The sequence below is a fragment of the Paractinoplanes hotanensis genome, assembly GCF_023717965.1.
Taxonomy (GTDB): Bacteria; Actinomycetota; Actinomycetes; order Mycobacteriales; family Micromonosporaceae; genus Actinoplanes; species Actinoplanes polyasparticus.
On sequence record NZ_JAMQOL010000073.1, the window covers coordinates 45,511 to 69,066 of the forward strand.

Consider the following 23,556-nt stretch of genomic DNA (forward strand, 5'->3'; position numbering starts at 1 on the left):
CCCCGCGATGACGAGTCCCGTTCCCGCACCGAGACCGCTCGAGCAGCTGGCCACCGAGGGCGAGCGGCTCGGATGGATCTTCAACGACCGGAACCTCTACCGGCGGAAGTTCATGGAACCGCCGCCGCAACCCGCGCCGGTTCCGCCCGAGCTGCAAGAGCGGCTCGACCGGGTCCAGCGCGGCGTGGTCAAGCGGGTCCTGATCTCGCTCGGTGTGGGCTTCGGGCTGACGGTCCTCATCGGGTGCTGCGGCGGGGTGCTGACCCGGGACGCCGAGGGCGCGCGGACCCTGGTGCTCTTCCTGGCCGGGCTCTCCGCCCTCGGCGGTGTGGCCGGGGCGATCCTGGCCGGCATCGCGCCGTCACTCGCCCGGAAGTCGGTGGCCGAGGCGCAGAACCAGGCCCAGGCGGCGTACGCCACGGAGCACGCCTCCTGGGACAGCCGCCGCCAGTGGCACGATCAGCAGCAACAGCACGCGGTCGACGCCCGGCCGGAATGGTCGGCGGCCAGCCCGTCGCCGGGCACGCGCCGGGTCGACATCGTCGGCGGCACGTCGTACGGGTGGGAGGCCGTGCTGACCGTCTTCGGCGGCTCGCTGCTGGCGACGCGCGGGCGGATGGTCCTGGCCGATTTCACCGGTGAGGCGCTGTCGGGGGAGTTGATGCAGCTGGCCCTGGGCACCGGACGATCCGTACGGGAAGTGGAGTTGCCCGCCGACCTGGCGTCGTTCGACCTGGTGGCCGGGCTCGCACCGGAGGAACTGGTGGACGGGCTCGTCGAGGCCATGCACGGCGACGCCGGCAGCGGGGGAAACCGGGCCGAACGGTCGCAGGACGCTCTGCTGCTCAACCAGATCGCCGGCATTCTGGCGCCGTCGCTGACCATGGGCCGGCTGATGGCCGCGCTGCGGGCTCTGTCCGGACAGGACGCCCAACTGTCCGACGGCGAACGTGAGCAACTCGGTCGCCTGCGTCCCGAGGAGTCGCGCCTGCGCCGGATCGAGGCGTTCCTGCACCCGCTGGAGGCCATGGGCAGCGACCCCGCGACGACACCCCCGGCCGACCTGACCTGCCTGGTCGCCGAGGGTGGCGGCGGGCGCGCGCAACACGAACTGCTCAAAGACCTGCTCGTGCAGTGGCTGGGCCACCAGGTGCGCCGCGAGACCACGCCGATCGGCTCGCTCGTGCTGCTCGGCGCCGACGAGATCGACCACCGCGCGATCGAACGGCTCAGCACCCTCTGCGAGCGCCGCGGCATCCGGCTCGTTCTCTTCTTCTCGCACCTGCGCGCCGAGTCGCTGCGGACCATCGGCGGTGGCGAGGTGGCGCTGATGCGCCTGGGCAACCATCAGGAGGCGGCGCAGGCGGCCGAGTTCGTCGGCCGCGGCCACAAGTTCGTGCTGAGCCAGCTGACCCGCACGCTGGGCGGCGAAGAGACCCACACGCTGGCCGACACGGTGGGCGAGTCCGAGACGAAGGGCGGCTCGAAGGGCGAGCGGGCCTCCCGCCACGGCCTGCGCCGCTACACCAGCACGAACTGGAACAAGACCCGCGACTGGAGCCAGACCGAATCGACGGCCAAGGGCACCAACTGGAGCGAGGCGGCGTCGGCCCAGCGGGTCTACGAATACGTTCTCGAGCCGCGCGTGCTTCAAGACCTTCCCGAGTACGCGATGATCCTGGTGAAGAGCGAGGGCCGAGGCTCAGTGGTCCAGGCCGTCGAGGTCGACCCGGCCATCGTCACCCTGCCCCGCGTCTCGATGTCCCCGGTTGCCCACGAGCCGCTGCCCGACCCGGCCGAGGCCGTGATCCCCGCGACCCGCCACCCCAGCCAGGTCACCGTCTCCCAGCCCCAGCCCCTGGCCGCCCCCGAATCGGCGCCACCCGGCTGGGGCTCCATAACCGACCCACCCCGCCAACAGCAACGCCCCTGAGTGGCCTGTGGATAAGGCCGGCACCCTGTGGACAACGCGTTCGTCGGGCTCGCTCACCGATAAGCTGGACCAGGGCTCGGCCCCCAAGGGGCGGGCGGGGTATGGCTGGTTGCGAGCTAACGTGGCGCCGGGCCGGTTGAGCTGCGCACTATCAGCTCGGTGGCCAGCTCGACGTGCAGGGCGTCCAGCCGATGCCGGTCCAGGATGCGTACCAGCAGGCCGACGGCGATCCGCCCCATCTCGCCCAGCGGCTGCCGCACCGTCGTCAGCGCCGGGCGGGTCGCCTGGGCCAGGTCGATGTCGTCGAAGCCGCCGATCGAGACGTCCTGCGGCACCCGCATCCCCAGCTGCACGGCAGCCGTCAGCGCGCCCGACGCCACCTTGTCGTTGAAGCACACCAACGCCGTCGGCCGGTCCCGCATCCCCAGCAGTCTTTGCGCCGCCTGGAATCCGAATCGGACGGTCGGTTCGCCCGGGATCGCCAGCTGAGATTCGAGCAGCACCCCGGCGTCGGCCAGCGCCGAGACGTGGCCGGCCCGCCGGGCCGTGCTGGCCAGCCAGTTGTCCGGGCCGGCGAGCAGACCGATCCGGCGGTGACCCAGCGATGTCAGGTGCGCCGTGAGACTGCGGGCGCCCGCGAAGTGGGCTGCCGACACCGCGGCGATGTCGCGCGGCACATCCTCGCGCGGGTCGACAACGACCAGCGGAAAGCCGTTGGCCTGCAGCGCGACCAGGTCGGCAGCGGGCTCCGGAGGCAGCACGACAATCGCGCCGGCGATGCCGGTGCGGGTAGGCAGCGTGGACAGCACCGGGGTCTTCTGGGCGGCCTCGCCGGCGTTCAGCACGAGTTGCAGGCCGTGCAGGTCGAGCGTCTCGGCAATCGACGAGACGATCAGTCCGAAGTAGTCGGTGAGCAGGTAGGGACACCGCACGAAGACCGCCCCGGCGCGGCTGGGGCGGCGACGGGGCGCGCGGCCGCCGAGTTCGTCGATGGCCTGCTGCACCAGCTCGCGAGTGCCGGGAGCGACGTGTTCCTGCTCGTTCAGCACCCGCGACACGGTGGCGATGGAGACTCCGGCCTGGGCCGCGATGTCCCGGACGGTGGGCCCCTGTCTCATTACGCCAGCTTAGACATTGACACCCATCGACTTGAACCGCCGCTTCCGCCACCCACGTCAGGGGCAAGGGCTGAGGGGCCTTTAGCACGGTACTGATACGCCCGCTGGTGAACTGTCGAATATTTCCCGGAACGTGCTGTTTCGGCGGGGAACCGCTGTTTGCCAGTTTTCGTGCGCTCTAGCGTGTGCGCGATGACAGAGACGACAACCGGCGTACGTCGACCGGCGGCCCCCGCGGCCGCCGGTTCGACGATCCGCTTCCGTCCCGACATCGAGGGCCTGCGCGCGGTCGCGGTCGTGCTGGTCGTCCTCTTCCACGCGGGCGTTCCCGGCCTGGCCGGCGGCTACATCGGCGTGGACGTCTTCTTCGTCGTCTCCGGCTTCCTGATCACGTCGCTGATGCTGCGGGAGATCCGCGAGACCGGCGGCCTGTCGCTGATCGGCTTCTACGCCCGGCGGGCCCGGCGGATCCTGCCGGCGGCCGCCCTGGTGCTGGTGGCCACGCTGCTGGCGAGCTATCACTGGCTTGGCTACCTGCGGGGCGACGAGATCGCCGGCGACGTGGTCTGGTCGGCGCTGTTCGCCGGGAACTTCCACTTCGCCGCCGGGGGCATGGACTACCTGGCCTCTCAGGGCGCGCCCTCGCCGGTGCAGCATTTCTGGTCGCTCGCCGTCGAGGAGCAGTTCTATCTCGTCTGGCCGGCCGCGATCGTGGTGCTGCTCTGGCTGGGCTTCCGCTGGGCGATCGGCTGGTGGCTGGCCGCCGCGGTGGCCGCGTCCTTCGCGTACTCGATCTGGCAGACCGGCACGTGGGCCTATTTCTCGCCCGTGACCCGCGGCTGGGAGCTCGGCGCCGGCTGCCTGCTCGCGCTGGCCGCGACCCGGCTCGACCGGATCCCGTACCGGATCGCCACCGCGATGGCCGGCACCGGGCTGGCCCTGATCGTGGTGGCCGCGCTGACCTTCGACGACGCCACACCCTTCCCCGGGTACGCCGCCGCGCTGCCCGTCCTGGCCACGGTGCTGGTGCTGGCCGGTCGCGGCGATTCCGTGCTCGGCCGGTGGCCGCTGGTCCGGCTCGGCCGCGTGTCGTACCCGTTCTATCTGTGGCACTGGCCGGTGCTGGTCGTCGCGGAGCAGGCGTACGGCGGGCCGCTGCCCGCCACCAGCCGGGCGCTGCTGGTCGTGGCCTCGCTCGGGCTCGCCGTGATCACGTACGTCTGCCTCGAGGACCCGATCCGGCGCAGCGCCCACCTGCGCCGCTCGTACGTGCTGAGCCTGTCCCTGGCCGCCTGGCTCATCGTGGCGCCGCTCGCGGTCGCCCGGTGGCAGACGTCCACCTCGCCCGCGGCCGACCCCGGAAACGGCGCCCAATACACCCCCCGTCTAGGAGCCCCGCGTGACTAGCCGTCAGTCCGCCCGCAGTCTCCGTGTCTCGTCGCTGGTCGTGGTGCTGGCCGTCATCGCCGGCTGCGCCGCCGCGGTGCCGCCGCCTCCGCACGTGCTCGCCCCGCCGGCCCCGCGGATCAGCCTCGAAGACGTGCTCGACGCGGTCGGAAAGGCCCCGGTGCTGCGTACGCTGCCCGCCGACCTGACGCCGTCGCTGGCCACCACCGCCGAGGACGTCGGCTTCGACCACGAGCAGTGCGAGGCCGGGCCCCGGGCCGACCGGATCGAGCCGTGCGTCTTCGGCGACCGGGCGAGCGCGATCGACGTGGTGCTCTACGGCGACTCGCACGCCGGGATGTGGGTGCCGGCGATGAGCGTGATCGCCGAGCGGCGGGACTGGCGGTTGCAGGTCTTCGGCAAGCCCGCGTGCCCGGCCCTGAACATCACCTTCTGGAACCAGCAGGAGCAGCGTCCGTTCGCCGAGTGCGACCGGTTCCGGGCCTTTGTGGCGGCCCGGATCGCGGCGATCCGGCCGGAACTGCTGATCGTGACGAACGAGAGCTTCTCGCAGAAGAGCGGCCGGGGCGAGCTGATCACGCCGGGTGACTGGCAGGCCGGTCTCACGCACACTCTTCGTACGCTCAAGGATTTCGCCCGGCAGGCGCTGGTGCTCGGCGACACCCCGGTGCTCGACCAGAGCGCGCCGGAGTGTCTCGCCGCCCACCGCGACAACATCGCGGCCTGCTCCACCACCCGCACCGCGGCCACCGCACGCACGTGGAACGCCGCCGACGCGGCAGCGGCCAAGGCGACGGGCGCGGCCTACGTGTCGGTGCTGCCGTGGCTGTGCACGGCCCTGTGCACGCCGGTGATCGGCAACGTCACCGTCTATCGCAACCGGTTCCACCTGACGGGCACCTATGCCCGCATGCTGAACGGCGCCCTGGAGGAAGCGCTGCTCGAGCACTTCCCGCCGGACGCCGTTCCCTGAGTTCCGACTAACGCCGGCGCCGTCGCACCAGGGCTGTCACCACCGCGGCGCCGGCCACGGCGATCGCCCCGGCCACGACCAGCGGCATCGGACGCCGGTCGCGCACGACCCCGTCGGCGTCGGTGCGGCCGACGAACTGGTCGGTAGCGCCGGCCGCGGTCTCCGCGAGGCGAGCCGTGTGCTGCGCGGTCGACTGCTTGACGTGCGCCAGCCCGTCCACGGTCGCGTGCTTGACCTGTTCGGTCTTCTCGGCGGCGGCCTGCTTGACCTGTTCGGTCTTCTCGGCGGCGACCTGCTTGACCTGTTCGGTCTTCTCGGCCGCGACCTGCTTGACCTGCTCGGCCTTCTCCGTGACGGTCTGCTTCACCTGTCCGGTCTTGCCCGCGGCGGCCTCCTTCTTCTCGGCCACCGCGTTTTTGACCTGCGCCTTCACGTCCGCCTTGGCGGCCAGGGCGGACGCGGTGTCGGCGAGTTCGGCGCGGGTCTCGGCGATCTCGGCGCGGATCTCTTGGTGCGATCTGGTGTCACTCATGCCTGCCGTCCGTCCCGGATCGCCGTCTTCACGGCCTCCACGTCGCGCTTGCCGCTCGCCATGGCCTCCTCGGGCTCCGGCGGCACGGCCTGCTTCACCTGCTTCTTGCCGATCAGCGCGGCCACTCCGGCCACGGCGAACAGCAGAACCGTCACGATCAGGGCAGCCGCCCAGACCGGCAGGACCAGCGCCAGCAGCGCTCCGATCGTCACGAACAGGGCGCCCAGCCCGTACAGGGCGATCACGCCGGCCCCGCCGAGCAGCCCGGCCCCGGCGCCGGCGCGCTTGCCCTTCTCGACCATCTCCATCCGGGCGAGCGTCAGCTCGTCCCGCACCAGCGTCGAAACCTGTTCGCTCAGCTGGCTGACCAGTTGACCAACCGGCTGCTGCTGCTCGGTGTGCGTCGTCATCAGTGAGCTCCCTTCCTCAGGAGTCCACTTACCCGCCGATTTGTCAGGTAATCAGGATCCGACCTCGCTCACCTGGACGAACGGGCGATCGTTGTGCCAGGTGGCGTGGATGATGAAGCTGTGCTGGCTCTCGTTGAAGTAGACCGCCATGTTGTCCGGCGAGTCCTGCACCTTCTGCACCGAGTAGCCGTCGGCCGGGGTCGCGGTCACGAGTGAGACCACCCCGTCCGAGGTCATCTTGATGACGGCCTGGCCGCCTTCGACCCGGAACGACCGTACGTAGGTGCGGGTGCCGTCCCCGGCGGTGGTGACCGTCCAGCCGTCCTCGGTCGTGGTGGGCGGGGTCGTGGTGGCCGCGGGCGGCTTCGGCGTCGTGCTGGTGGGCGGCGTGGAGCGCGGCGGCGTGGTGGTGGCCTTCGTGGTGGCGGGCGGCGGGCGCCGGGTCGTCGGGGTGACGCTCGGTGTCGCCGATGCGCTCACCTTCGGCAACGGCGCCGGGAAGCTGGTGGAGTCGGCCGCGGGCAGCTGCGCCAGCGCGGCGTCCTCGGGCGATGACGTACGAAGCACCGGCAGCAGGGCTACCGAGGCCAGCACAATGCTCGTCGCGGTGGCGGCACACCACCCCGCGATCGGCGCCCACCGAGAAGATCGCACGAGGACATCGTCTCATCTGCCCCTATGGTGTACGCCATGGCGATGATCCTGCTCGTCGAGGACGACCGCATCATCACAGCGGCGTTGTCCCGTGCGCTGACCGATGCGGGCCATGTCGTGCGCCCGGTGGGCCGGGCCGCCGAGGCACTCAAGATTGTCACCGACGAGCGTCCCGACCTGGTCATTCTCGATCTGGGGCTGCCCGACATCGACGGCACCGACGCGCTGCGGATGATGCGCTCGGTGTCGGACGTGCCGGTCATCGTGGCCACCGCCCGGCGGTCCGAGGCCGACATCATCAGCCTGCTCAGCGCGGGCGCCGACGACTACGTGACCAAGCCGTTCTCGGGCGGGCACATCCTGGCCCGCATCGCCGCCGTGCTGCGCCGCTCCCGCGCCACGACCAACGAGGCGCCCACCGCGATCACCGTCGGCGACCTGGTGATCAGCCCGCGTCAGCGCCGCGCCGAACTGCGCGGTGAGGCGCTGCAACTGACCCGCCGCGAGTTCGACGTGCTGGCCTACCTGGCCGAGCGGGTGGGTCAGGTGATCAGCCGGCGCGAGCTGATGAACGAGGTGTGGAACCAGGCCCGGATCGGCGAGGAACAGACCATCGACGTGCACATCTCGTGGCTGCGCCGCAAGCTCGGGGAGACGGCCGCTCAACCGCGCTTCCTGCACACCGTACGGGGGGTCGGGGTCATGATGGTCGATCCCCGATGAGATGGACCCTCAACCGGCTCGCCCTCGCCATCACCTCGATGGTGGCGCTCGCGTTCCTCGTGCCGCTGGCCGTGGCGACCCGCCAGATCGCGTACGACCGAGCTGTCAGCGATGCCCGCCAGCAGGCCACCTCGCTCGTCACCGTCCTCGGCGTCGACGCCGACCCGACGCTGCTGACCAACGCGGTGGCCAGCACGACCGCGGGCAGTGAGAGCCGGCTCGCCGTGCACCTGCCCGACGTCGCCGCGATCGGCGTCTCGCACACCTCCGGCGGGCAGATCGCGGTGGCCGCCGACGCCCGCCGCTCGGCGCTGGCCCCGGTCACCGGCGGAATGGTGTATCTGCAGCCGACGGTGCTGACGGACGGCCGTACGGTCGTGGTGGAAGTCTTCGTGCCCGACGACGAGCTGACCCGGGGGGTGTGGGCGGCCTGGTTCGTGCTCGGCGGCCTGGCCATCGTGCTGGTCGCGGGCTCGACGCTGCTGGCCGACCGGCTCGGCAGCCGCCTGGTGCGGGCCACCCGCGAACTCTCCGGCTCGGCCCGGCGGCTCGGCGGCGGCGAACTGGGCACCCGTGTCACCCCCGACGGCCCACGCGAGCTGCGCGACGCCGCGAACGCCTTCAACACCATGGCCGACGACCTCAACGGCCTGCTCGACCGCGAGCGGGAACTGGCCGCCGATCTGTCCCACCGATTGCGTACGCCGCTGACCGCGCTCCGCCTGGACGCCGAGGCGATGCCGCCGGGGCCGATCGGCGAGCGCATGCGACAGGCCTGTGACCTGCTCGACGAGGAACTCGAGGCGATCATCAAGGGCGCCCGGCTCGGCGTACAGGCCCGCGGCCGGGAAGAGACCGACCTGGTCGAGGTGCTGGCCGACCGGCTCGCGTTCTGGTCGGTGCTGGCCGAGGACCAGGAAAGGCCGTGGGGGGTCATCGGCGGCGACGAACCGGTGATGGTGGCTGTGCCGCGCAGCGAGCTGATCGGCGTGGTCGACGCGATGCTCGGCAACGTCTTCTCGCACACCCCCGAACGCGTCGCCTTCCGGGTCACCGTCTCGCCGGCGGGGCTGCTGGTCGACGACGCCGGCCCCGGCATCGCCGACCCGGCGAAATCCGTCCAACGTGGAGTGAGCGGGGCCGGCTCGACCGGCCTGGGCCTCGACATCGTGCGCCGCGCGGCCGAGCTGGTCGGCGGCCAGATGGTGATCGACCGCAGCCCCCTCGGCGGCGCCCGGGTCGGCATCTACCTGCACGCGCCGGCCCAGCCGCGACGGGCCCGGCGCACGGTTTCATGATTGTTTTCGGGGCCTTTAAGGCTCCGTTATGGAAACTCTCCGTAGCTTCTCCGCCGTAACTGCCGCGACGAGACAGTACGGAGAACCACATGCGCAGGAAGATCGCCTATCCCCTGATGGCCCTCGGCATGACCGCGGGCACGACACTGGCGGTCGCCTCACCGGCCCTGGCCCACGGCTACGTGTCGTCGCCGCCGAGCCGTCAGGCCCTGTGCGCGTCCGGCGCCGTCGCCAACTGCGGCCAGATCCAGTTCGAGCCGCAGAGCGTCGAGGGCCCCAAGGGACTCAAGTCGTGCGACGGCGGCCTGACCGGGTTCTCCGTGCTGGCCGACGAGTCGCGCGACTGGCCGGCCAAGTCGGTCGCCTCGACGGTCGACTTCAGCTGGGTGCTGACCGCCCGCCACAAGACCTCGACCTGGGAATACTTCATCGGCAACACGAAGGTCGCCGCATTCGACGACGGCGGCGCCCAGCCGGCCGCGGTCGTCAACCACAAGATCAACCTGAGCAAGTTCCCCGGCCGCCAGAAAGTGCTGGCCGTCTGGAACATCGCGGACACCCCGATGGCCTTCTACAACTGCGTAGACGTGAACGTGGGCGGCGGCTCCACCGGCGGCGGCGCGACTCAGCCGCCGGCGACCACGGCGCCTCCGGCCACCAAGCCGCCGACCAAGGCTCCCACTACTCCGCCGACCGATCCTCCCGCCGCGACCAAGCCGCCCACCGCACCCCCGCCGGCCGCCGGCGGCGGTTCCTGGGCCGCGGGCGCGACCTACAAGACCGGCGATGTGGTGACCTTCAACGGCAAGAAGTTCCAGTGCCGCCAGGGCCACACGGCGATCAACAGCTGGGAGCCTTCGATCTACACCCTCGCCCTGTGGCTGCCGCTGTGAAGCGCGCTCTGATCGCCGCCGCCCTGACCGCGCCGTTCCTGCTGGGCGCCTGCGGCACAGCGAAGGAGCCTGTCCCACCGGCCCCGCCCGCCGCCGCCCAGGCGGTAGCCGAGATCAAGGCCGGCGACGAACACAACGACACGGACGTCATGTTCCTGCAGATGCTGGCCTACCACCAGAAGCAGGGCCTCCAGATGACCGCGACGGCCACCAAGCGGGCCAAGAACCCCGAGCTGAAGAATCTGGCCCAGGCCATCCAGCTCACCGAGAAGGACGAACTCGCAATGATCGAGTCCTGGCTGTCCGGCTGGGGCGCCGACACCAAGGTCGACCAGGCCCCCAGCCTCCACGCCGACCACGGCGGCCTACCCGGCACCGGCGACGCCGAGATCAAGGCTCTGACCACCGTCAAAGCAGCCGCCTTCGACACGGCGTTCCTCAACCTCTTCCTGGCCCACCAGCACCAGGCCATGGAGATGTCGAAGGTCGCCCTGACCGGCGGCAAGAACGACGAGACCAAGAAGTTCGCCGAGCGCGTCCAGCAGTCCCGTCAGGGCGAGATCCAGCAGATGCTCAAACTGATGAACGGCTGAAATCCAGACCCCGAAAGGGCGGCCTGGCGGGGCCGCCCTTTTCGGCGTCCGGTTCTCTTTGCTCTTCGCAACCAACCCGGTTGCGGCTCGGTAGTGCGGTTCTCGTCGAGCGAAGGCATCCACCAACGCTTCCCGAACAGGCAAGGGACGCCGACAGCCGGCGTCCCTTGTTTCTGTGGGGGTGCCGAACTTGGCTCCGATGTTCGCCGCTGCGTGTGCGCAATTACCGGCTCTGGGCCGTAGCCGACCTGGTGTCCGTGGGCGGCACTTGGATGCAGGTGCTCGGGCTGAACTGGCTGGTCCTCTCCGTGACCGGCTCGGCCGCCACCATGGGCGTGGTCGTCATGCTGCAGTCCCTGCCGGTGCTGCTGCTCGGCAGCTGGGGCGGCGCACTCGCCGACCGCCTCCCCGCAAAGCCCATGCTGATTGCTTTCCAGGTGCTGCGCGCGCTCCTGGCCGTAGTGCTGCTGGCCGGCGACAGCACGTGGCTGATCTACGCCGTGGCGCTTCTCTCCGGCGTGGTCGGCTCCTTCGAGGGCCCCGTCCTGGGCCGTTTCGGCTCAGCCCTCGTCCCCAAGGAGTCGCTCGGCTCGGCCCTGGCCCTGGGCTCGGTGCTGTCGTCGGCCGGCCGCATCGGCGGCATGGCGCTGGGCGGCATTCTGGTGGGCATCACCGGCCCCAGTGCGCTCTTCGCCATCAACGCCGTCTCGTACCTGGCGGTGATCGGTGCGCTGTCTCTCATGCGTACGGCGGAAATGCGGTACCTGCCCACCGCAGCCCCCGCCGACCGCGGCGTCGCCGCTGGCCTGCGCTACGTCCGCTCCCAGCCCGTGGTGCTCATCGTGCTGGCGTTGAGCTTCGTGCTCGGTTCCCTGGGCCGCAACTACCAGGTCTCCATGGCCGCGATGGTCTCCGGCCCCCTGCCGGCAGCTCCACGTCGTACGGCTTCCTCTCCACGGTCTTCGCCGTAGGCGCGGTCGCCGGCGGCCTCCTACTGGCCGGCACGGGCCGCTCCACGCTGCGAGTCCTGCTGGCCACCGGCTTCATCATCAGCGTCCTGCAGTTCTGTTTGGCCCTGGCCCCCAACGTCCTGGGCTTCGCGGCCGTACTGCTCCCCATTGCCGCCGGCGCAGTAATCTTCGACACGGTGGTAGCCACCCGAATCCAACTGGACACCCGAGAAGACATGCGAGGCCGGGTCCTCTCCGCCCTGGCCCTGGTCTCCTCCCTCTCCGGCATCGTCGGCGCACCCCTGGTCGGCTGGCTCTGCGACACCCTGGGACCCCGAGAAGCCCTCCTCCTAGCCGGCGCCGTGACCACAGCAGCCGCCCTGGCCGGAACTCTCGCCCTGGCCCGTGCGAAGGGCCTGTCCGTCCCTATCTTCCGCCGCGCAGTCGCACAGCCCGCGTAAGCAAAAGTGCCGCCCTCTCCAAGAGAGGGCGGCACTTCTGTCTGATGTGCCTCTGGTGACCCAGGAAGCCGTATCTCAGCGCGACGCCCGGGACTGTTGCCGATCCTGGGCGAGCCCGTCATGGAGTCCAGTGCTTGTCAATGACTGTTCCACCGATGGCTGTCGAGCAGTGCCGCCAGGAACCTGCTTCGGCGGCCTGGTCATCGGGTCAGGCGGATCCGACTCCTACACGAACAGCTACGTCGCCTACGACCGACCGACGCCTGAACGCCGTGCAACAAAATCGGCTATGAACTTCGGTTGCCTCCGTGACGGGCGCGTCACGCTGGCCAGAAACCGCGCGACCACCTCAGTTGAATCCGATCCAGCGCGAGCCGTGGACGGCTTCCGTGCCCGCATGTCACGGCATCCGGGGTCGGCTGCCCGACCAGCAGTTAGATAGCGTGGACCAGTACGCCGGTGACGCAAAGGGGAGCACGTGGAGCTGTTGCACTCGGGCAAGGTCCGGGAGGTCTACGCCGACGGTGGAGAAATCGTTCTGGTGGCTTCAGACCGGATCTCGATCTACGACGTAGTGCTGCCTACACCGATCCCGGACAAAGGCAAAATTTTGACGCAGCTGTCGCTGTGGTGGTTCGAGCAGCTGGCCGATATTGTGCCCAACCACGTCATCTCCAGCACGGACGTGCCAGCTGAATGGGCTGGAAGCGCGGTCCGGTGTGAGCGGCTCGAGATGGTCATGGTGGAGTGCATCGCTCGCGGCTATCTTGCGGGGTCAGGGCTCAAAGAGTACGAGCGGGACGGGGCTGTTTCCGGAGTGCCGTTGCCTCCGGGGTTGGTTGAGGCGTCAGACTTGCCGGAGCCGATTTTCACACCTACGACCAAGGTGCCGCCGGGCCAGGGACACGACGAGTTCATGACGTATGCCGACGTGGAGGCTGCGACCAGCCGGGACCTCGCGGCCGAGTTGAAGCGCGTCACGCTCGAGGTTTACAGGCGTGGCCAAGAGGTGGCAGCCGCCAAAGGGATCATCATCGCGGATACCAAGATCGAGTTGGGACTCAGCCGGGAGGGTACGCTCAAGCTCGGTGATGAGTTGCTGACGCCAGACTCGTCGCGATTCTGGGCTGCCGACGAGTGGAAGCCAGGCGGGACTCAGCGCTATCTCGACAAGCAGTTCCTGCGAGACTGGTCGTCATCGCTGACCGGGTGGGACCGTACGGCACCCGGACCGGAAATTCCGGACGAGGTCGTCGAAGCAACCCGGAACCGGTATATCGAGGTCTACGAGCGCCTCACCGGTGAAAGCTGGCGTTAGCGAGTCCGCTGTGCGATCTGGGGCCGGAAATCGCCAGCTTCCCCGCTTGTCCAATTAGCCTTCGCGGTCTCATGGAGGAAGTTCATTAAATGCTGCCGAAAACGGTCTACGTCGGCCGGCCCGTCGATCAATATTGAGACAAGCGATCTTGGAGGTCCGATGGCGAGGATTCGTGCTTTTCAGCGCTCAACTCAACGGCTGACTGTGCATAACACCACGGTCGAGTGCGAGTTCGAGACTGTAGACGACGGCAGCTCACGTGTACTACATCTGAGTACATTCGGTAGCAAAGACCGGGCCAGTGTGCGAAAGTCGAGTCAAAGCATCCAACTGGATATCGATCATGCCCGAAAATTGATCGTCATACTGGCCGATTTCCTGGCCGAAGCCGCCGTTGCGTCCAAGAAGGACGCCTCTACCGACCAGTGACCCGAACGTCGGTTCGGGTCACTGGTTCAGAACAGAGGCTCGGGTGGTGGCTTCGCTTCGGCGCACTTTCTGGCCAAGGGACATTCGCCGCAGTTTGGATCCTGTGGCCTGCACAGAGTGTTGGCCAAGTCGATGAGGCCGAGGTGGGCGCTGCGGGCGTCGGTATCGATGCCGATCATGCGAGCGACCTCAAGCCGGCCATCGGTCAGGCGGTTTCGGCGGTCGACTGCGGGCTTCCCGCTGAAACGCGCGGCGACCCGTAGCACGCCCTTCGTGACGAGAACCGGTTCCTCCGACTCGTCGTCGCCCTCCCGCGCCGTAGGAACCGCCAGAATGGCGAGATCGGCGAGCGACTCGCTTACGCCGTGGCCGCGACGCAGTGCCTCGTTGTCGTTGAGCAGATCGGGCTGTTCCACGAAGTGGCGCGCCAGCTCGAGAAGCGCGTCAACGCGCGCCGCCCGATCGGTGAAACGACCAGCTAGACGGAGTTTTTCCTCATTGTGGAGGGTGTCCTGGGGGCCGGTCCATTCCTTGACGAGGTGCCAGACACTGCGGACGACCTCATAGGGTGCGCGATCCAGCAGGATCTCGCCCTGGATGAGTTGCCAGCGGGTCTTCGTCCGGAGCCAGGGGAGGCCGTTGACCCGGCCGGAGTCAAACCATCCAGCGAGGGTGGCTGCTACCTCACGGGTGGAGACGTGAGCCTGGCGGTCGGCTTGGAGAGATTCCAAGATAGCGTCACCAAGCTGTTCGCCGAGTAAGGGCGGCACCGCATTGCCGATCTGTCGGAACGCGGCGGACGGTGGCCCCGCGAAGCGGAAGTCGTCAGGGAAGGTCTGGAGGCGTGCTGCCTCGCGAACAGTGATGGTCCGGTGCTGTTCTGGGTGGATGTACCAGTAACCGTCCTTGGCGATGTGGGCCGTGATGGTGCGGGACAGGCCGTGCATGTCGAGACGCTTATACTTGTCGTCGAAGATGTCGTCCCGGTACCGCTTCACATCTGCGGGCAGGTCCGAGTACCGCGTGTTGGCATCCATCAACTGGAACGCCTTGAGGTCATCCTCGCGGACCGGCCGGGTGATGTGGTCGAAGACCTTGGCCCTGTCGTCGGATTCCACGTTCCGACGCATCCTGCGCTGATACTCCGTCTTCGGGCCCGCGTAGTCGGCCCAGCCTTCCGCGCCTCCTTCAGGCCGCCATCCGCCCTCAACTGCCGGAAGATCGCTGATGGCGTTCCAAACGGTCGGCCGTTCCGAGGACTCGGCCGGCCATTGGAACTCCTTGCCGTCGCGCAGCGCCACGAGGATCAGACGCTGCCGGAATTGCGGTACGCCGTAGCGCCAGGTATCGACGGCGCGCTCCTCGACGGCATAGCCGAGGGCCTCGAGCTCGTGCACCATCGTCCGGAGAATGAACATCTCCTTGTCGAGCGCCATGTCCGGCACGTTTTCCATGAGGACCGCGGGTGGGCGGGCGAGCCGGATTACTTCGAGGTACGACCGCCAAAGGTCCCGTCGCTCGTCGTACGGGTCGCGAAGTCCTGAGCGCACCCTGTGCCGGATCTTGGAACGGCCGGCCTTCGAGAACGGCTGACATGGCGGTCCGCCCGCGAGCAGCTCTACCCCGGCTTCCCGGATAAGTTCGGACACCTGCCGGATCCGGTCGGGATCCCCGAGGTCCCAGTCGACGCTGAGACCCGGATGGTGATGTCTGTGGGTCTCTACCGCCTCGGGGTAGTGGTCGACGGCGAGCACAACCTGGAAGCCCGCGGTCTCAAGGCCGAGGCTGAGTCCGCCTGCGCCGCTGAATAGATCAGCCGCCAGCCGGGTTCCCTGCGCCCGGGCCCTTGCGGCGAAGGCCAGCATTTCATCCGCGTCGTCGGTTGCGTCAGGGTGCGGGGGAAGCTGGACGAAGGGACCACGGATGAGCTTGACCCCGTAGAAGCCCGTCTTGGCCGCTGGATCGTCCGTTAGCTGGGCTGATTCCTCGGCAGGGCTCACGAGTGGGCAGGCTACCGCCACGGAAGCGGACTTCCCAACAACGACACCGGCGGAACCAGGTTTGCGGCGTGCTGCCGTCTTTCCGGCCTCCAAACCGGGAAGGGCTTCGCGAAGGCTCCGGGTCGGATCAAACGGCGGTGGCGCCTCTGCCTGTTCACAATCGGACAGCCGGAAGGACGGGTGTCACCCCGTCCGAAAAGCTGACATCTGTCATCCGACCTCGATTCGAACCACCGGGACACGACCCGTCGGGGGGATCATCCTTATGCTGAGGGCCCCTGCCTGGTCGACGACGCACACTTGTCCCGACTCGGCTGAAGCCCGGCTTCCCGGAGAGGATTATGCCCACCGTCAGCCCTCACCCGGCCTGCTGCCCGGAACTGTCGTCCGCATCCCCGACGGAGGCGCTCAGTGCGTGAGGCAGATCAGGACTTCTACGCCTACGCCGTCCTGGAAGACGTCCGGGCATACGCCGAAATCAATGACGTCGATCCGCGGGACGCTTTTGCCGGCATGGTGCTTGAGCAGCTGGCGAGCGAGGGTCTGACCGAGGATGCCGAAGTTGTCCGGTTCAAGGACCACGGAGTCGAGATCAGCGGGTATGGCGTCTCCACCGACGACACAGTCCTCGATCTGTTCATCACCAGCTATAGTCCGCGCGCGGACGACGCCTGGAAGGCCAACAGGTCGGACATTGAGGCCGCGTTCCGACGCCTCGAGAACTTCCTCGCCCGCAGCCTGTCCGGCTCTCTGGCCAAGAAGGGCCCGTCCAGTGAATTGACGGGCATGATCGAGCGGGTGGTGGATGCCTACAGCAGGGTGGACAAGATCCGGTTTGTCTACATCACCAATGCGCGCAGTGTTCTGCGCGAACCGCTCGCCCCGCTGACCTTCCGGGATCGCAAGGTTGTCCTCGACGTGTGGGATCTGCGCCGGCTCGCCAACTGGAATGCTTCAGGCAGCAGCGCCGAGCCCATCGTGGCGGAGTTCCCTGCGGGGCTTCCCTGCCTCGGTACGCCGACCACGACCGAGGACTACTCGGTATTTCTCGCGATCGTGCCTGGCACGGACCTCGCCGAGCTGTACTCCCGTCACGGCGCACGGTTGCTGGAACGCAATGTGCGGGCTTTTCTGCAGGTGCGCGGATCGGTCAACGCCGGAATCCAGCGCACACTGCGGGAGCATCCCGAGCGGTTCCTCGCCTATAACAACGGAATCGCTGCTACCGCCTCACGTGTAGACCTTGAAACGGATGAATCGGGTCAACGCGTCATCCGGCGCCTGCACAACCTGCAGATCGTCAACGGTGGCCAGACCACCGCGTCCATCCAGTACGCCCGGCGTGCAGTCGACATCAGCCGGGTTCTGGTGCAGATGAAGCTGACGGTGGTGTCACCGAACCAGCTGGATGAGATCGTGCCGAAGATCTCCGCGTACTCCAACACACAGAACCGGGTCACCGCCTCCGACCTGCGGGCCAATGCCGGTTTCCACGTCGACGTCGAGCGCATCATGCGTACCCTCTGGGCACCGCCTGGTCCGGCACACGACAGCGATACGCATTGGTTCTACGAGCGGGCGCGCGGGCAGTACGCCACCGCCTTGGCTGCGGAGATGACCCGCTCCAGGCAGAAGATCTTCAAAACAATCAACCCAGCTGACCAGAAGATCACTAAGTCGGACCTGGCCAAATTCGAGATGTCGTGGCGAATGCGCCCCCAGCAGGTGAGCCTGGGCGCCGAAAAGAACTTCACCCTGTTCTCTGAGCTCATCGAGGAGCAGCCACCGGCAGTTGATAAGGAGTACTGCCAGCATCTGGTCGCCAAGGCAATCCTCTTTCGGCAGGCGGACCGGCTGGTGGCCCAGCAGAGGTTCGGCGGATACAAGGCCAACATCGTGACGTACACAATTGCGAAACTGGTGCATGCCACAGGCGGGCGGGTGAACCTCGATCGGATCTGGCGCGACCAGCGGCTTTCGCCTGCTGTCGCCGAGGCTGTGAGTGAGCTCGCGCCGCTGGTACAGAAGGTTATCGTCTCCCCGCCCGGCGCGGGAAACGTCGGCGAATGGGCTAAGAAGGACGGTTGCTGGGACGCAGTGCGCGACATTGACTGGACGCCTCCTACACAGCTGGAGACCGATCTGTCCGCCGTGGACAGATATCCGAACGACGTGGATGCACTGCAGGAGAGCGAGGTCGGCGACTGGGAAGATCTCGCCGCCTGGGGCGCCGAGACCGGGTCCTTCGACGCGCAACAACGCAGCACTGTCCGGAATGTTGCCCACGCCTTGGCCGACGGCAACACGCCGGCAGGACGACAGCTGAGGGCCGCCTCCCTTCTCATGGAGGTCGCCCGAAGGAGCGGGTTCCGTCCGATCCGTGAGAACCATTGACCCCGTCAAGAGGCCTTGAGGACCCACGATGACCAGCTGGATCGCCGAAGTCCCCACCCAGGGAGCAGTCGAGCTGCCTCCCGATCCGCACGCTCTTGACGCGCTCGGACGTAACCATTCGCTGGAGACAGCACTGGCGGACCTGGTCGACAACTCGGTGGATGCGGGCGCCGGGCACGTCCTGATCCGCTTCATCCGCGACCGGGTGCACCTGATCGGCCTCTACGTGGTCGATGACGGTAAGGGCATGACGCCCGAAGGTATCGACGCGGCCATGACTTTGGGCGGTCGCCGTACCTACGACAGTTCCGATCTTGGACGGTTCGGCATTGGCCTCAAGGCTGCCTCGTTCAGTCAGGCTGAAAGCCTCACTGTGCTCAGCCGATCGGTTGGCCGGCCAGCCGTCGGTCGCCGATGGCTGCACGAGCAGGACCGTTCAAGCTTCCACTGCGATGTGGTGCCGAGCGAATTCGCGGAGGCTGAGCTTGGTCGGTCCTGGCCCTTTAGCGCAACGTCGTCCGGGACAGTGATCCGGTGGGACCGCGTGGCAGGGTTCCCAGCCGTCGAGGATTCCCAGCAGGTCGCCACCTTCCTATCCCGGAGCGTCGAGCACCTGCGGGGCCACTTGGGGCTGATGTTCCATCGCCTGCTCGAGGCTGGTCGGGTGCGCATCACTATCGACGTCGAAGACGTCGACGGCGGACGGGGAGCCCCGACCGAGGTCACACCGATCGATCCGTTCGGCTATCCCAAATCGGCGCCGGGGTGGCCGCGGACGCTCATAGCCGATTCCCCGCGCGGGCCGCTCAGGATCGTCTGTCATTTATGGCCTCGAAAGTCCAACAGCGTGGAGTACCGGCTGCCGGGCGGAGCGGAGAACCGGCAGGGCCTGTACTTCTACCGCCACGATCGACTCCTGCATGCCGGCGGCTGGGAGGGCATTCACGCTCCTGATAAGAAGCTGCAGCTTGCGCGGGCGAGTATTGACATCGACGGCGACCTGACCGGGATGTTCGTGATGAACCCGGAGAAGTCTAAGGTCACTGCCGGAGCGGATTTCGCGCCTGCGGTAACGGCTGCCCGGGCGGCCGACGGCACCACAATGTCGGACTATCTGCAGGCCGCCGAGGCGATGTGGTCCACCAGCAATCAGCGGACAACCGCTCAGCGCCGCGCCGTGATTCCGCCCGGCAAAGGGCTGAATCCCAAGGTTGCACGGGAGATCGTCGACGAACTGCCCCAGCTGCCGGTGGAGCCGCTCAACATCCTGTGGGCGAAGTTCGACAGCGACGACTTCTTCGAGGTGGACCGGACCACGCAGACTCTGCGACTGAACAACCGCTACCGGACAGCGGTCCTTGGCGGCCGCAGAGGCGGGCTCAACGACGCACCTCTGCTTAAGGCTGCTCTGTTCCTGTTGACCGAGAATGTTTTTCAAGGCGCTCACCTCGGCGCTCGGGACAAGGACAACATCGAACTCTGGCAGAACATTCTGACCATTGCCGCCCGCGCCGAGCTCGCGTCCCACACGGGCCGGTCATGAGCACCGAGGGGCGGCATTTGACCCGTGAGAGCTTCATCGAGTACCTAAACCTCGGCTACCCGGTGGATCATCCAATTCATGGAGAGCCCAGAGTGCTGATCTTTGTCGATCCGGGAAACCGGCGGATTGGCCTTCGCGTCCCGACTCTGACCGACGAGAAGCCCGGTCCGACCGGCTTGGAACACGTCAAGGTTTCTGCTGTGCACCACCACGGGCAACGGATGATCGAGGTGGAGATCGACGAGCCCCGGCTGTTCGTGGACGCGTACCCGATCCTCCGTGGTGTCGCCGACCGTGTCCAGCTGGACCACATGCCTGTGGCCCGTGCACTGGGTGAGACCTTGCGGCGGCTCGGTCACCTGATAAGAGCCGAGCAGACTCTGACCCGTGAGGTCGAAACCGGCCTGATCGGAGAGTTGGCGCTGTTGGCCGGACTCGTTTCGGTTATGCCGCCGGAACTCGCTTTGAGGGCGTGGCGCGGTGGCACCGAGGAGCACGATTTCGGGCTGCCGTCGGTCGACGTCGAAGTCAAGACGACGACGTCGGAGAGCCGTAACCACCGGATCTCCTCGGTGACCCAGCTGCAGCCGACAGGAGAGCGGTCGCTGTGGTTGCTTTCCCTGCAGCTGACCGCAGCCGGGACGGACGGCACCACAGTCGCCGCGTTGATCGGGCGGGTGCGTGACCTGTTCGGGACGCCTCTGTTGCGCGACGACTTCGATTCCCGCGTACAGGCTGCAGGATGGTCATACCGTTATGCGGAGGGGCCTCTGCAGCAATGGCGTTTCCGGACCGAACCGGCCACGTACCACGTTTCCGGGGATTTTCCTCGGCTGACGGCCGAGCAGCTCGCACTGACCGGCACTGACCTCAATGTCATCAGCGACATTCGATACCGCATCGAGCTTTCCAGCCGTACGGGTGATGAAGCGCCCGAGCCGTTGCGGGCTGCCGTGCGGGCCGGACGACAGGAGCTTCCGTGAGCGACAACATCGCCACCGCCTACCGCGCCGCACTGGTCGCATTGGGGCAGACCGGCCCGAAAAGCCTTCACCCAGTGGCGACGATGCTGGGGGATGGGCAGGAGGACTTCGCGGACGGCACTGCGTTGCTTACGTACCTACGGGCGGCCGGCCCCGAGGACTCGCTGAGGCAGCAGTTCGCACACGTTCTGGCTGGCTGGGACCACGCCGAGACAGACGCGAAGTGGGCCGGCGGCACCATTGCCAACACGGCCGAGCGCCGCCACGCGATCATAACGGCGCTGGTGCTGGACGTTCCTACCCAGGATCTTTTCGCCGACCGCTTCCCCTTTGCGGCGGCGTCAGGACCGATCGTCATCGCGGACGAATGGGAAGAGTGGCGCACCGAGGAACGCCGGTATGCGCGCAACTTTTACTGGTCTCACTACCGCGACTACCTGGTCAACAAGGGTTGGAATCCAGATGCCGTAAACGGTCTGGACCTCGCGACCGAGGAGGTGGTGCGTCGATTGTCGGATCCAACGCGCGCCATGTCCTACCAGGCTAAGGGCTTGGTTGTCGGGTACGTGCAGAGCGGGAAGACGGCCAACTTCACCGGTGTGATTGCCAAGGCTGTTGACGCTGGCTATCGCCTTGTCGTGGTTCTGACTGGAACGACGAACATGTTACGGGCCCAGACTCAGCGCCGGCTCGACCTGGAACTGCTCGGGCGCGAGAATCTCGAACTCGAAATCTCCGCGCACGATGACAAGGCTCACGAGTATGAAGACGATCCGGATTGGGAGGCCGACAAGTTCATCCGACACGGCGGCCGGCCATCGGACGCCGGATACCCGGACATTCGCCGTCTCAGCACCCACTCGTGGGACTACCGACGTTTGAGGCAGGGTTTCTCAGCACTTGAGTTTCACCGTCACGACCGCACCAAAGATCTATTCGACCCGGTCAACCTGTTCACCAGTGACGCCAGGCTCGTCGTCGCGAAGAAGAACAAGACCGTCCTGCAGGACCTGGTGGCCGACCTCGGCAGGATCAGCGACCGGCTGGGGGAGGTTCCGGTACTGATCATCGACGATGAATCGGACCAGGCATCGGTCAACACCACCAGCCCGGCCAAGTGGAAGAACGACAGTAAGGAACGCACGGCGATCAACCGGCTGATCGGGCAGCTGCTGGGCATGATGCCGCGCGCCCAGTATGTCGGGTACACGGCAACGCCGTACGCCAACGTCTTCGTCGATCCGTCGGACGTCGAGGACATCTTCCCGCGGGATTTCTTGGTGTCCCTACCTCGACCGCTTGGCTACATGGGCGCCGAGGACTTCCACGACTTCGACTCCGATGTGCCGATTGACCAGCGCAGCTTCGCCGAGTCGCAGGAACGTCGTCACGTCCGTCTGCTGGGCGATGAGCAGTCGGACGATGAGTTGTTTACCGCAGTTGACATGTACGTGCTGACAGGAGCGGTCAAGCTGTACCGCGAGCGGCATGGATTTGCGTCCTACCGTCACCACACGATGCTTGTCCACGAAGCGATGGGGCGCGACTCGCACAAGGAATCCGCGGATGCCATCACACGGTGGTGGCACCGGGCTGACTACCGTGGATCGAAAGGTCTCGCCCGACTTCGTCGACTCTACGAAAAAGACGTCCTGCTCGTCAGCCAGACAACCGCCGCAGACCACCCCACACCGGCTGACTTTGAGGACCTCGCAGAGGACGTCGGTCGAGCCGTCAGCCTGATGACCCCGCCTGACCGGACCGGCAGCCCGGTCATCGTGGTCAACAGTGACCCGGACCTGGAGAAGCAACAGGAGAGCCTCGACTTCGATCGGCGCCGGGTCTGGCGCATTCTGGTCGGCGGCAACAAGCTGGCACGCGGATTCACGGTCGAAGGACTTACGGTCACCTACTACCGGCGCGCCACAGCTCAGGTTGACACATTGATGCAGATGGGGCGCTGGTTCGGTTTTAGGCCGAGGTTCCGTGATCTGGTGCGGATCTACACGACCGAAGACCTACACAACATGTTCGCGGCAGCCTGTCAGGACGAAAATTATCTCAGAGCGGAATTGCGGCGATACGCGCAGCCGGTTAACGGCCAGGCACAGATAACGCCGAAGCAGGTGCCACCGCTGATCGCTCAGCATCGACCCGATCTCCGCCCGGCCGCCCGCAACAAGATGTGGAACGCGCGACTGGTTCTTCGAAGCTCTCCCGGCGAACCGATGGAGCCGGTTGCGTATCCCGATCCGAAATCTGACCGCCGCAAGACCGAGGCGAACAATAAGCTCTGGTTGCCCGTCCTCGCTCGTGCTGCGGCCGGCGAGAGCGTCCAATTCAAGCCGGTGCGCTCAGTCAAGAGTGGAACCGGGTCGGTTCCACATCCACTCAGCACCACATATGAAGCACATGTTGCCGAGGTGCCTCATTCGGAGATGCTTACCATTCTAGACGGCCTCCAGTGGAGCGGGGCTGACACTTTTAAGCCGGAAGTTGCATGGCTCCGGGCACTTCGACCGGATCAGTTGAACCGTTGGGTGGTCATCTTCCCTCAACAAAGTCTGGCCAAGAGTCCTCAGCGGAAAATCATGGACCATGGCCCGTTCAGTGTGTTCCCGCGTCAACGGACTATGAGCAGAGGCTCGTTGCGGGTCGTAAGTGAGTACAGGCACCGTAACGCCGCAAGTCGCATTGTCGGTATCTCGGGTTCAGCGCCCGACCCGGTTGCGGATTCCCTTCATGGGCCGGCTACCGGCGCGATGGTCGTGTATCCCGTCCTGGAAAAGCACGATACTCAGGAGGTTGGGGTCACGCTGGCGTTCCACATGGTGACGCCCATGAGCACGACTCCACTCAACGGAAATCTCATCAAATGGCAGGCCCGTGACAGTCACAATCCTAACGCGTTGGTTGTAGATGCCTCCTCGGCCAACGCTTAGCC

The 23,556-nt window shown here is 67.0% G+C and carries 19 protein-coding genes and 1 pseudogene; 15 read left to right on the forward strand and 5 right to left on the reverse strand.

The features are described from left to right. The first annotated feature begins 7 nt into the window (after positions 1–7). Positions 8–1,933, forward strand: a complete 1,926-nt coding sequence (locus tag LXN57_RS42430) for a hypothetical protein (protein WP_251803968.1) — start codon at positions 8–10, stop codon at positions 1,931–1,933. A gap of 116 nt (positions 1,934–2,049) precedes the next feature. Here LXN57_RS42430 and LXN57_RS42435 read toward each other — a convergent pair whose 3' ends face one another. Then, a complete protein-coding gene (locus LXN57_RS42435) occupies positions 2,050–3,051 on the reverse strand; it encodes a LacI family DNA-binding transcriptional regulator (RefSeq protein ID WP_251803969.1) in 1,002 nt (333 codons plus the stop codon). Between the two features lie 192 nt (positions 3,052–3,243). On the opposite strand from LXN57_RS42435, the gene LXN57_RS42440 reads away from it, so the two are divergent. Both LXN57_RS42440 and LXN57_RS42445 read left to right on the forward strand, forming a co-directional pair. Further along, the gene (locus LXN57_RS42440) at positions 3,244–4,458 is read left to right on the forward strand and encodes an acyltransferase family protein (RefSeq protein WP_251803970.1); all 1,215 of its coding nucleotides are present in this window, start codon (positions 3,244–3,246) and stop codon (positions 4,456–4,458) included. Then, positions 4,451–5,431, forward strand: a complete 981-nt coding sequence (locus LXN57_RS42445) for an SGNH hydrolase domain-containing protein (RefSeq protein WP_251803971.1) — start codon at positions 4,451–4,453, stop codon at positions 5,429–5,431. Before LXN57_RS42440 ends, LXN57_RS42445 begins: the two co-directional genes overlap by 8 nt. A gap of 7 nt (positions 5,432–5,438) precedes the next feature. Here LXN57_RS42445 and LXN57_RS42450 read toward each other — a convergent pair whose 3' ends face one another. The 3 genes from LXN57_RS42450 to LXN57_RS42460 are packed head-to-tail and all read right to left on the reverse strand — an operon-like array spanning position 5,439 to position 7,027. Further along, positions 5,439–5,963 (reverse strand): DUF3618 domain-containing protein, encoded by a 525-nt coding sequence (locus LXN57_RS42450; protein ID WP_251803972.1) that lies wholly within the window; start codon positions 5,961–5,963, stop codon positions 5,439–5,441. Further along, complete coding sequence (locus LXN57_RS42455; protein ID WP_251803973.1) at positions 5,960–6,373, reverse strand: phage holin family protein; 414 nt, start codon at positions 6,371–6,373, stop codon at positions 5,960–5,962. Before LXN57_RS42455 ends, LXN57_RS42450 begins: the two co-directional genes overlap by 4 nt. Positions 6,374–6,424: 51 nt before the next feature. Next, the gene (locus LXN57_RS42460) at positions 6,425–7,027 is read right to left on the reverse strand and encodes a DNA mismatch repair protein MutL (RefSeq protein WP_251803974.1); all 603 of its coding nucleotides are present in this window, start codon (positions 7,025–7,027) and stop codon (positions 6,425–6,427) included. Positions 7,028–7,063: 36 nt separating this feature from the next. Here LXN57_RS42460 and LXN57_RS42465 point away from each other — a divergent pair, with 36 nt between their 5' ends. From LXN57_RS42465 to LXN57_RS42500, 8 genes and pseudogenes are all read left to right on the forward strand, one after another. After that, positions 7,064–7,750 carry a response regulator transcription factor gene (locus tag LXN57_RS42465; protein ID WP_251803975.1) on the forward strand — a complete coding sequence of 229 codons (687 nt, stop codon included), beginning with the start codon at positions 7,064–7,066 and terminating at the stop codon, positions 7,748–7,750. Further along, complete coding sequence (locus tag LXN57_RS42470) at positions 7,747–9,048, forward strand: sensor histidine kinase (protein ID WP_251803976.1); 1,302 nt, start codon at positions 7,747–7,749, stop codon at positions 9,046–9,048. Before LXN57_RS42465 ends, LXN57_RS42470 begins: the two co-directional genes overlap by 4 nt. A gap of 89 nt (positions 9,049–9,137) precedes the next feature. Further along, positions 9,138–9,941 carry a lytic polysaccharide monooxygenase gene (locus LXN57_RS42475; RefSeq protein ID WP_251803977.1) on the forward strand — a complete coding sequence of 268 codons (804 nt, stop codon included), beginning with the start codon at positions 9,138–9,140 and terminating at the stop codon, positions 9,939–9,941. Continuing rightward, entirely contained in the window at positions 9,926–10,534 is a 609-nt protein-coding gene (locus LXN57_RS42480) for a DUF305 domain-containing protein (RefSeq protein ID WP_251803978.1), read from the forward strand. The genes LXN57_RS42475 and LXN57_RS42480 overlap by 16 nt, the downstream gene beginning before the upstream one ends. Positions 10,535–10,791: 257 nt before the next feature. Continuing rightward, complete coding sequence (locus tag LXN57_RS42485; protein ID WP_251803979.1) at positions 10,792–11,505, forward strand: MFS transporter; 714 nt, start codon at positions 10,792–10,794, stop codon at positions 11,503–11,505. A gap of 17 nt (positions 11,506–11,522) precedes the next feature. Beyond that, positions 11,523–11,945: pseudogene (locus LXN57_RS42490) on the forward strand (MFS transporter); the annotation flags it as partial. Between the two features lie 478 nt (positions 11,946–12,423). Continuing rightward, complete coding sequence (locus LXN57_RS42495; RefSeq protein WP_251803980.1) at positions 12,424–13,263, forward strand: phosphoribosylaminoimidazolesuccinocarboxamide synthase; 840 nt, start codon at positions 12,424–12,426, stop codon at positions 13,261–13,263. A gap of 159 nt (positions 13,264–13,422) precedes the next feature. Then, positions 13,423–13,692 carry a hypothetical protein gene (locus tag LXN57_RS42500; protein WP_251803981.1) on the forward strand — a complete coding sequence of 90 codons (270 nt, stop codon included), beginning with the start codon at positions 13,423–13,425 and terminating at the stop codon, positions 13,690–13,692. Between the two features lie 26 nt (positions 13,693–13,718). Here LXN57_RS42500 and dcm read toward each other — a convergent pair whose 3' ends face one another. Continuing rightward, positions 13,719–15,692 (reverse strand): DNA cytosine methyltransferase, encoded by a 1,974-nt coding sequence (dcm, locus tag LXN57_RS42505; RefSeq protein WP_251803982.1) that lies wholly within the window; start codon positions 15,690–15,692, stop codon positions 13,719–13,721. 411 nt (positions 15,693–16,103) lie between these two features. Between dcm and LXN57_RS42510 the strand changes: the two genes are divergently transcribed. The 4 genes from LXN57_RS42510 to LXN57_RS42525 are packed head-to-tail and all read left to right on the forward strand — an operon-like array spanning position 16,104 to position 23,554. Then, positions 16,104–18,086: an AIPR family protein gene (locus LXN57_RS42510; protein WP_251803983.1), complete on the forward strand. Its 1,983-nt coding sequence runs from the start codon at positions 16,104–16,106 to the stop codon at positions 18,084–18,086. 28 nt (positions 18,087–18,114) lie between these two features. After that, positions 18,115–19,629: an ATP-binding protein gene (locus LXN57_RS42515; protein WP_251803984.1), complete on the forward strand. Its 1,515-nt coding sequence runs from the start codon at positions 18,115–18,117 to the stop codon at positions 19,627–19,629. Further along, complete coding sequence (locus LXN57_RS42520) at positions 19,626–20,612, forward strand: PD-(D/E)XK motif protein (RefSeq protein ID WP_251803985.1); 987 nt, start codon at positions 19,626–19,628, stop codon at positions 20,610–20,612. Before LXN57_RS42515 ends, LXN57_RS42520 begins: the two co-directional genes overlap by 4 nt. Beyond that, entirely contained in the window at positions 20,609–23,554 is a 2,946-nt protein-coding gene (locus LXN57_RS42525; protein ID WP_251803986.1) for a Z1 domain-containing protein, read from the forward strand. The genes LXN57_RS42520 and LXN57_RS42525 overlap by 4 nt, the downstream gene beginning before the upstream one ends. Positions 23,555–23,556 lie beyond the last annotated feature (2 nt).

Coding starts and splice junctions, on each gene's coding strand:
- LXN57_RS42430 (WP_251803968.1), top strand. CDS start 8: ATGACGAGTCCCGTTCCCGCACCGAGACCGCTCGAGCAGCTGGCCACC.
- LXN57_RS42435 (WP_251803969.1), bottom strand. CDS start 3,051: ATGAGACAGGGGCCCACCGTCCGGGACATCGCGGCCCAGGCCGGAGTC.
- LXN57_RS42440 (WP_251803970.1), top strand. CDS start 3,244: ATGACAGAGACGACAACCGGCGTACGTCGACCGGCGGCCCCCGCGGCC.
- LXN57_RS42450 (WP_251803972.1), bottom strand. CDS start 5,963: ATGAGTGACACCAGATCGCACCAAGAGATCCGCGCCGAGATCGCCGAG.
- LXN57_RS42455 (WP_251803973.1), bottom strand. CDS start 6,373: ATGACGACGCACACCGAGCAGCAGCAGCCGGTTGGTCAACTGGTCAGC.
- LXN57_RS42465 (WP_251803975.1), top strand. CDS start 7,064: ATGGCGATGATCCTGCTCGTCGAGGACGACCGCATCATCACAGCGGCG.
- LXN57_RS42470 (WP_251803976.1), top strand. CDS start 7,747: ATGAGATGGACCCTCAACCGGCTCGCCCTCGCCATCACCTCGATGGTG.
- LXN57_RS42475 (WP_251803977.1), top strand. CDS start 9,138: ATGCGCAGGAAGATCGCCTATCCCCTGATGGCCCTCGGCATGACCGCG.
- LXN57_RS42500 (WP_251803981.1), top strand. CDS start 13,423: ATGGCGAGGATTCGTGCTTTTCAGCGCTCAACTCAACGGCTGACTGTG.
- LXN57_RS42515 (WP_251803984.1), top strand. CDS start 18,115: ATGACCAGCTGGATCGCCGAAGTCCCCACCCAGGGAGCAGTCGAGCTG.
- LXN57_RS42520 (WP_251803985.1), top strand. CDS start 19,626: ATGAGCACCGAGGGGCGGCATTTGACCCGTGAGAGCTTCATCGAGTAC.